5 protein-coding genes are annotated in these 8,844 nt (G+C 55.2%); all 5 read left to right on the plus strand.

Going from position 1 to position 8,844, the window contains the following annotated elements; translation table 11 throughout:
• The first annotated feature begins 1 nt into the window (after position 1).
• Genes BHV64_RS06575 through BHV64_RS06595 form a run of 5 tightly spaced genes read left to right on the plus strand, consistent with a single transcriptional unit; the run spans position 2 to position 8,293 of the window.
• Positions 2 to 1,000, plus strand: a complete 999-nt coding sequence (locus tag BHV64_RS06575) for a DUF5017 domain-containing protein (RefSeq protein ID WP_217726830.1) — start codon at positions 2 to 4, stop codon at positions 998 to 1,000.
• Between the two features lie 17 nt (positions 1,001 to 1,017).
• Positions 1,018 to 3,123, plus strand: a complete 2,106-nt coding sequence (locus BHV64_RS06580) for a beta-galactosidase (RefSeq protein ID WP_217726832.1) — start codon at positions 1,018 to 1,020, stop codon at positions 3,121 to 3,123.
• Positions 3,124 to 3,147: 24 nt separating this feature from the next.
• The gene (locus BHV64_RS06585) at positions 3,148 to 4,359 is read left to right on the plus strand and encodes a hypothetical protein (RefSeq protein ID WP_278410454.1); all 1,212 of its coding nucleotides are present in this window, start codon (positions 3,148 to 3,150) and stop codon (positions 4,357 to 4,359) included.
• Positions 4,360 to 4,364: 5 nt separating this feature from the next.
• Positions 4,365 to 6,713 (plus strand): glycoside hydrolase family 2 TIM barrel-domain containing protein, encoded by a 2,349-nt coding sequence (locus tag BHV64_RS06590; protein WP_288115668.1) that lies wholly within the window; start codon positions 4,365 to 4,367, stop codon positions 6,711 to 6,713.
• A complete protein-coding gene (locus tag BHV64_RS06595; protein WP_217726837.1) occupies positions 6,710 to 8,293 on the plus strand; it encodes a beta-N-acetylhexosaminidase in 1,584 nt (527 codons plus the stop codon). Before BHV64_RS06590 ends, BHV64_RS06595 begins: the two co-directional genes overlap by 4 nt.
• The last annotated feature ends 551 nt before the right edge of the window (positions 8,294 to 8,844 follow it).

Here is an 8,844-nt window from a genome sequence, read left to right on the forward strand (position 1 = left end):
CATGTTAAAACATATCATTTGCATCGCGGGGCTGGCGCTGGCGCTTGCTTCGTGCGAAAAGATCGAAAAGGTCGAAGCGCCCGTATTCAGCGTCACGACCGAAAAAGATACCTATGCGGCGGGCGAATCCGTGAAATTCTTCTTCCACGGCAACCCCGACATCATCTCGTGCTACACCGGAGAGTTAGGTAACAACTACGACTATACCGACGGCCGTATCGCTGAGCCTGATTTTCTGATCACTTTCGATCAGCAGCACATCGACGGACAGCAACTCGACCAGTTTCATGTATTGGTATCGAAGAATTTCGACGAAGACTACTCGTACGAGGGGATCACTGCGTCCGACGTAGAGTGGATCGACATTTCCGACCGTTTCAACCTGCTGGGGCCCTACAAGGACGCCGATAAACAGGTCATCGGCACGAACGCCTACACCAATGTCGGAACTGCGAACATCACCGATCTGCTCGACGGTGACCGGACGAAACTCTATTTCGCCGTTCGGTACACAGCCGAACCGTGGTCGAACGGACACGACACTCATATCACCCGCGTCAAGAACTTCGTGCTCTCGTCGCGTTATGAAACGCTCAATACAGAGTTGACGACGTGGGGCGGTTTCGGATGGCAGATGACCACCAAGTTCGAACAGCAGGCACCGCCGCGCAACAGCGAGATACAGGAAGCCAACAAAGTGATCCAATTCCGTGTCGGCTGGGGCAACAAGCCCGGCGGAGGCACCTATCAAAGCGATGGAGCCGACAACTGGGCCATTACCCAAGCCGTATGGCTCGACCGGGTGCTCGACATGGGTCCCGACCGCGCGATCGGCATCAAGGGCGTGAACGATGTCAAGAAAGAGAGTTTCGAATACGAATTCGAATATCCGGGAACCTACGAAGTCGTCTTCCGGGCCCAGAACGCCAATATCGACGGCAGCAAAGAGACGATCTGCAAACTCCGCATTCACATTACCGATCCCGAAGCCGGTGAATAAATCACAGAACAGATCCTATGAAACGACTCGGATTCAACAGTAAACTGCTCCTCTGTCTGCTCATGCTGTGCGCCCGGCCCTTCGGGGCCGCCCGCGCACAGGAATCGATAGACATCGGCGCCGAAGTGTGGATCGAACCGGGCCAAACTCCCGAACAGATCGACGGTTGGTTCAGTTTCGCCGCAAATAACGGCATGCGCTCCGTCAGGTTGTTCCTGATGTGGAACTACATCGAAAAACAACCCGGGGAATTCGATTTCTCGCTCTACGACACGGCCTTTGCCGCTGCAAACCGGCACAAGGTACGGATTGAAGCGACGCTCTGCGCGATCCACGGTCCGGCATGGCTGAGCGAAAAATTCCGGGGGCGGCCGCAATTCAACGAACTCTTCGATTCAGAACAGGTACTTGTCCGCGCTGCCGAATACATTCGGCAGACGGTGACCCGTTACCGCGACGACCAAGCCCTGGAAAGTTGGTGGGTACTCAACGAACCTCGGCGCTTCGATCCCCGGTCACCGCTGGCCACGGCCCGGCTGCAGGAGTGGGCAGCGGCTAAATACAGTACCGTCGAAGCGGTCAACGAAGCGTGGATCGAGCACTACACCGATTTCTCGCAAATCGTCTACAACCCCCTGTGGGAACGCGGCAACTATTTCTACTGGCCGGTCCCGACAGTCGATTGGTATCAGTTCCAACGGGATTTCCTGACCTGGAACCTGCGCTGGATTGCTGACAATATCCGCCGGTACGACACACGCCACATCATTACGATGAATCCGGCCAATGTCTTCGAATCCGCACACCAGTATAACCTGCCGGCCTACCGAGAAATCTTCGACGTCTACGGAGCGTCAATGCACGCCTCGTGGCAACTGCGGCTCCTACCGCGCGACAACTACGGCTATGCCGTAGCGGGTATTTCCGAAATTCTCCGCGGTGCAGCCCCCGAAGGGCGATTCTGGGTCAGCGAGCTACAAGGCGGAAACAATATTTGGAGCGGTAAGACCCCGATGTGCCCCGACTCGCTCGACCTGGCACAGTGGATCTGGACCGGGATCGGATCGGGAGCCCGCAAAGTCGTCTATTGGAGCCTCAACTACCGCAAGCAGGGTATCGAAGCTGGCGAATGGGGCGTGTTCGGCTTCCGCAGCGAAGCGACCGACCGCTCGCGCGTGACGGCCGAAATGAACCGTGTGCTGGCTCGCCACAATGATTTCTTCAGCGGAGCAAAACCTTGGCAGGGAACGGTTACGCTACTGCTGAGTCCCGAAACCATGCGCCTGCTGCTACACATCGACCCGTTCGAATGCGGCGCCCGACGCTTCGACCGCAATGCCCACATACAAAGCCTGCTGAGTTGGTTCATGGCACTACAGAAAATGGGCTGCCAGGTCGACATCCGTTACTTACAGGATTACGACTGGGAATCGGAACAGACGGGACGCGTAGCAATTCTTGCCGACATGATTGGCATTCCCGACACCATCATCCCTCGCATGGAGCGTTTCGTCAGCGCAGGCAACAAACTCATAGGCGAAGGACTCACGGGTTTCTTCGACGAATACGAAACCAATACGATGCAGAGCGAATTTGCGATGGAGCGATTGCTGGGCGGCCGGATGACCGACCTGCGGATGCGCGATTCGCTCAACAGCATCCGGATCGATGGTCTGAAAGCCGATTTGCAAGCCTATATGTGGAAACCGTTTGTGGAAGCTACGACCGGAACACCGGCAGGACGGCATGACGAAGGCGTCTGTGCCCTGCGCAACCATCTCGGCAAAGGCGAAACGCTTTGGATCCCGGCTTGTGTAAGCATGGGTTCACGCGACATCGGAACCCGGGAACTGGCCCGGCTGGCCGCCGCCGAGATCGAACCCAACCTCAAATCGCAGCCCTTCCGATTCGGCGCCTATGCCGAAGGCCTGCTGCTGCGTATTCTCTGCAACGGCGACCGTTACGTCACGGTCATTACCAACAACCGTTCGGAAGCGGCCTCGGCCCGACTGATTGCTCCTCCGGGACTGCGTCCCGAAATAATCTTCGGCACCGGACTCTCTGCCGACGGCCGACGCATCCGTCTCGGTGGCCGTCAAACGGTAGTCGTACTTTGGAAATAACAAACCTTAAAAACGAACTTCATAATGAAAACCATCTTGTTATCCGTTTTATCAGCACTTTGCTACCTGGCAGGGTACGCCGGAAACCCCGCCGTAATTTTCCAGACCTCCCGGGCCACGGGCATGCCCGCAACCCTGAAAATGCGTCTGGCCGAACCCGGCAAGATAAACGTGGACTGGGGAGACGGCTTTATGCGGGAATATGCTGTTGGCACCGAGAGCACGGCCGTTGAAGGCCCTGTCGCAGGCAAGGTTGTCAAAATATACGGCGATGGAGTGCTCTTCTTCGACTGTACCGACAACGACATCGTGGACCTCGATGTAGCGGCCGCCACGGAACTTCAGCAACTCTACTGCGGCAAGAACCTGCTCGAGGCGATCGACGTTTCAGCGAACCGCGAACTAGTACGGTTAGGCTGCAACAATAACCGTATCACGTCATTAAGCCTGCGGAACAATCCCAAACTCACGGGTATATACCTGCAGGAAAACCGAATGAACGCAACCGCGCTGAACGCTATCTTCGGCGAATTGCCCCGCCGTCCGCGAACCCCCGACCACGTAACGCTGCGTATCAAGGGTAATCCTGGAGCTGCCGTCTGCAATACGAAGCTGGCCGTAAGCAAAAACTGGATGCCCGACATCGAAGGCAGTAACACGGGAGGTCAGCCCATCGTGCTGACAACCTCGAAAGAGCCGGGGACGCAAATCGTGCTCGAAATGCGCCTGACCGAACCCGGAACAGTCGAGATCGATTGGGGTAAAGGACCTCAGAAAGCCGTTGTCGGAAACAAATCGACACGCGTGAGCGGCACGCTCTCCGGCAATGAGATCCGTATCTATGGCGACCAGATCAACTTCCTGAAATGCGAACGCATCGCCCTGACATCAATCGACGTTTCGAAGGCCGCACAACTCCAACAACTCTATTGCGGCTACAACGAACTGGCCTCGATCGACGTGACGAACAACAAAGCATTGATGCGGCTGGGCTGTAATAACAACGTCCTCACAGAGCTCGACCTCAGCAACAACGGCAAACTTTCAGGCATGTATTTCCAAAACAACCGTTTCGACGCCAAGGCTCTCAACCGGATATTCAACCAGCTTCCCGCACGCTCCAAACGCAGCGAAAACGTCAATTTCCGCATAACGGGCAACCCCGGAGCCGACAAATGCCGGGTCAACGTCGCCGAGCAGAAGAACTGGCACGTGGATATTTCCGATAAGAAATAAATTCCATGAAACGTTTCACAATCCTGCTGACACTCCTTTCCGTCGCCATTACAGCCGCTGCCGGAGAACGGGTTCCGTTCCGACATCTGTTCAACGACGGTTGGTTTTTCACGGTCGAACAGGACTCCCCGCTCGACGGCCGCAGCATCTCCGCCGAAGGGATTCCTAACGGATGGCAATCGGTCGACCTTCCTCACACGCCGCGCCTCGAACCTGTTCCGGCCAACGACCAATGGCAAGGTATATGCTTCTACGCCAAACGGTTCGAAGCTCCAAAAACGGATCCGGAAGCCCTTTTGTCGCTCACGTTCGAAGGTGCCATGAATGAAGCCGATGTATGGCTCAACGGACAACACATCGCCAGTCACCTGGGTGGCTACCTTCCCTTCACGGCCGACCTGACCGACGCCTTGTACCCCGACAAAGAGAACCTGCTCGTAGTACGGCTCGACAATCGCGACAATCCCGTCACAGGCCCCAAACCTCTGAAACGGCTCGATTTCAACACGTACGGAGGACTCTATCGCAACGTCTGGCTGACAGGCAAGGCTCTGGTGCACCTCTCCGATCCCGTAGCGGCTAACCGCATTGCCGGAGGCGGCATCTTCGTCCGCACGGAGGAAGTGTCCGACACTTCAGCACTCGTCCGGGTCAAAAGCCACATACGAAATCTCTCGGAAACCGGCGAATGCCTAACGATCGTTCACCGCATCACGGGAAACGGACTGGACCGTGCCCGTTTCGGTGGCACGGTCCAGGTACCCGGCGGAGGCGATGCCGAAACGGAACAGACTTTCCGGATCCCGAATCCCGCACTCTGGTCACCTGAAACCCCGGCACTCTATACGCTCGAAACCGAATTGTATATCGGGAAACGGAGTATCGACCGGGAACAGACGCGCTTCGGCATACGGAAGATCGTCATTACACCCGAAGGACTTCGTCTGAATGGTAAAGCCCGCTTCTTGCGAGGTGTAAACCGTCATCAGGAGTATCCCTACATCGGCTACGCCCTCTCGGACAACGCCCAACGGCGCGATGCCTGGAAGATCAAGCAAGCCGGTTTCGACTACGTCCGCACCTCGCATTACCCCTCCTCGCCAGCTTTTCTGGATGCCTGCGACGAATACGGTATCTTCGTTCTGGAGCCGATCCTCGGCTGGCAGTACTTCGGTGACGAACGATTCACGGAACACGCTCTGCACAGCAGCCGAGAAATGATCCGCCGCGACCGCAACCACCCCTGCATCCTAGCCTGGGAACTCTCGATCAACGAAATCCGTATGCCCGAGGAATTCATCGACCGGGCCGTAGCTATCGGGCATGAAGAGTATCCTGGACAGACCTATATAGCAGGATGGATGAAATACGGTTACGATATCTACATCGAAGCCCGCCAGCACCGTAAGGAGGCTCTATATAGCAAACCACTGATCGTTTCAGAATACGGCGACTGGGAATATTTCGCCATGAATGCCGGGTTCGAACAGGAACGGTGGAGCGATATGCTCCCTGAGGAACGCTTTTCCCGACAAGCCCGCGGCTCGGGCGAGGTGAGATTGCTCCAACAGGCAACCAATGTGCAGGAGGCGCATAACGACAACCTCTCGACGCATGCTTTCGCCGACGGCTATTGGGCCATGTTCGATTACAGTCGGGGACTGCTGCCCGACCTCGAACTTTCGGGAGCCTCGGATGTTTTCCGCCTGCCCAAATACGCCGCCTGGTTCTTCCGCAGCCAGCGCGATGCGGATGAAGGTACACCATTCTCCGAACCGATGGTCTTTATCGCTTCGGAATGGAAACCCGGCATCAGTCGCGGAGTACGCATATTCAGTAACTGCGAAGAGGTGGAACTCACCCTCGACGGCCGTTCCCTCGGCCGTCGGACCCCTGATACGAATACAATGAGCAACCGGCTACCACACCCTCCTTTCAGTTTTGCAGCCTCTTGCGAAAAGCCCGGAACACTGACGGCGACAGGATATATCGGCGGTAAAATCGCCGCACGCCACACCGTAGCGACTCCCGGCAAACCGGCCCATATCCGACTCAAGCTGGATGAAAGCGGCACTCCGCCCCAGAGCGGCTGTAACGATGTGCTGTTCGTCTATGCCACGGTGACAGATTCGGCAGGCAATGTCGTGACCGATTACGACAAACCCGTGCAATTCACCGTCTCAGGAGATGCAAAATACGTTTATACCGCAACGCCGCAAGCCGAGGCCGGCATCGCTCCAGCTCTACTGCGGATCGGACAGCAAGGCGGCACGATCCATCTTGCGGCCTCAACTGATGGGATTGTTTCCGAACCCCTGAAAATCCAAGTCCAACCATTATCCCCCAACCTATGATTCGTTTAAAACAGTTATTTGCATTCACTGCGGCTCTTCTCATCGCAGTCCCGGCAATTTCGGCCGTTCCGCCGATAGTTCCCCGCCCGCTCTCCGTCGAGCAAGGACACGGCAATTTCACCATAACGTCCGCAACGCCCATAGCGGTTCTCACGGATGAATTGCACACCGTCGCGGAAATCTTCGCAGCCGACATTGCCCCGCTCTTCGACGGTCCGCTTTCGGTGATGGATATCCCGGCGCGTCGTGCAATTTCACTCAACCTAGCATCCGGACTCGGAGAAGAGGAGTACACACTTTCGGTCACCCGCCGAAATGTCGCAGTAACAGGAGGTTCGCCCCGCGCGGTCCTTTACGGGCTCCAGAGCCTCCGACAACTGATTAACGGAAACCGCATTCCGGCCGTCGAAATCCGTGACAAACCATGGTTCGCCTACCGGGGAGCCATGCTCGACGCCGCACGTCATTTCTTCCCGGCTGCAGATGTCAAAAAATTTATTGACATCCTCGCCCTGCACAAGATCAACCGGTTTCACTGGCACCTGACCGATGACCAAGGCTGGCGCATCGAGATCAAGCGCTACCCCGAACTGACCCGTATCGGATCCAACCGCCGGGAAACGATCGTCGGGTTTCACAAGACTTCAACCACCTATGACGACACGCCCTACGGGGGTTATTATACGCAGGAGGAGATCCGTGACGTCGTCCGCTATGCAGCCGACCGTGGCATCGTGATCATCCCCGAGATCGAAATGCCCGGACATAGCGCTGCGGCTCTCGCATCCTATCCATGGCTGGGCTGCACGGGCGGTCCCTATGAAGTCTGGACAAAATGGGGAATCAGCGAAGACATCTACTGCGCCGGAAAGGAGACGACGTTCGAGTTCCTCGAAAATGTCCTCGCGGAGGTTATCGCACTTTTTCCGTCAAACCTAATCCACATCGGCGGAGACGAATGTCCCAAAAGCCGTTGGAAAAAATGTCCTTTCTGTCAACAACGCATTCGTGAAAACGGACTGAAGAATGAAGAACAGTTGCAGGGTTATCTCGTGCGCAGAATCGAACAATGGCTCAAGGCTCACGGGCGCAACCTAATCGGCTGGGACGAGATCCTGCAGGGAGGTGTCACTCCTTCGGCTGCCGTCATGTCCTGGCGCGAGCCCAAATACGGTATCGCTGCAGCCCAGCAAGGTAATCACGTAATCATGGCTCCCTGGAAAAACTGTTATCTGGACTACTACCAAACTTCGGACCCCGAGAAATACGGCGAGCCTCTGGCATTTCCCCGCTACCTCCCTGCGCGGCAGGTATATCGCCTCGATCCCTACGATCAACTGACACCCGCGCAGCAAACCTATATTCTCGGAGTACAGGGAAATCTCTGGGCCGAATTCATTGCCGACATCGGACATGCCCAGCGCATGCTGCTACCACGCTTGGCGGCCTTGGCCGAAGTAGGCTGGGCCTACGATCGCAAGGATTACAACGATTTCGTTCGTCGCATGCCGGCCCTGCGCCGGGTCTATGATGCCGCAGGTTTTGCCTATTCCCCCTTCCTGTTCGAAGGAATCGAGTGACAATCTGCAAATCAACGAAAAGAGACGGCTCAAAGGCCGTCTCTTTTCGTTGATTTGAGTAAGAGAAAAGGCGAAGCAAAAATTTTGCAATACGGATATAAAATAATAATCAGCCTCAGCGCATTTTGGTACGAGGCTTTTTTGTAACTTTGCATTATGATAAAAGACAATCACTTAGACACATATTCAAATCACAGGTTGGGTTTAACAACTTGTCCATTCCCTCGAAAACCATTTTATTGGAAGAGGGAAAGATGGCCGATCGCCTCTATTTGATTCGTAAGGGTTGTTTGCACCTAATTTTTTACAACGAGGGAAAAACATCATTTCCCAATTTTTTCTTTGAGAGAGATATTGTAGCCTCATTCGATAACTTATACAAGCATACACCGAGCCTTTTTCTCTTTAGAAAGTATCGAACCAACGGAAATATCGGCAATAAGAAGGCGTGATTTTTGGCGTATAGGTCATTTCGGGTGCTAAAATCGTTGTAATACTGGTGTCTGTCAGTATGATATGACCATTCAAAACTTTTGAACACATATTTGATG

The organism is Alistipes sp. 56_sp_Nov_56_25 (assembly GCF_001915285.1).
Taxonomy (GTDB): domain Bacteria; phylum Bacteroidota; class Bacteroidia; order Bacteroidales; family Rikenellaceae; genus Alistipes; species Alistipes shahii.

Excerpts from the sequence above, each read along its gene's own strand:
- BHV64_RS06590 (WP_288115668.1), top strand. The coding sequence starts at position 4,365 with ATGAAACGTTTCACAATCCTGCTGACACTCCTTTCCGTCGCCATTACA.
- BHV64_RS06580 (WP_217726832.1), top strand. The coding sequence starts at position 1,018 with ATGAAACGACTCGGATTCAACAGTAAACTGCTCCTCTGTCTGCTCATG.
- BHV64_RS06575 (WP_217726830.1), top strand. The coding sequence starts at position 2 with ATGTTAAAACATATCATTTGCATCGCGGGGCTGGCGCTGGCGCTTGCT.
- BHV64_RS06595 (WP_217726837.1), top strand. The coding sequence starts at position 6,710 with ATGATTCGTTTAAAACAGTTATTTGCATTCACTGCGGCTCTTCTCATC.
- BHV64_RS06585 (WP_278410454.1), top strand. The coding sequence starts at position 3,148 with ATGAAAACCATCTTGTTATCCGTTTTATCAGCACTTTGCTACCTGGCA.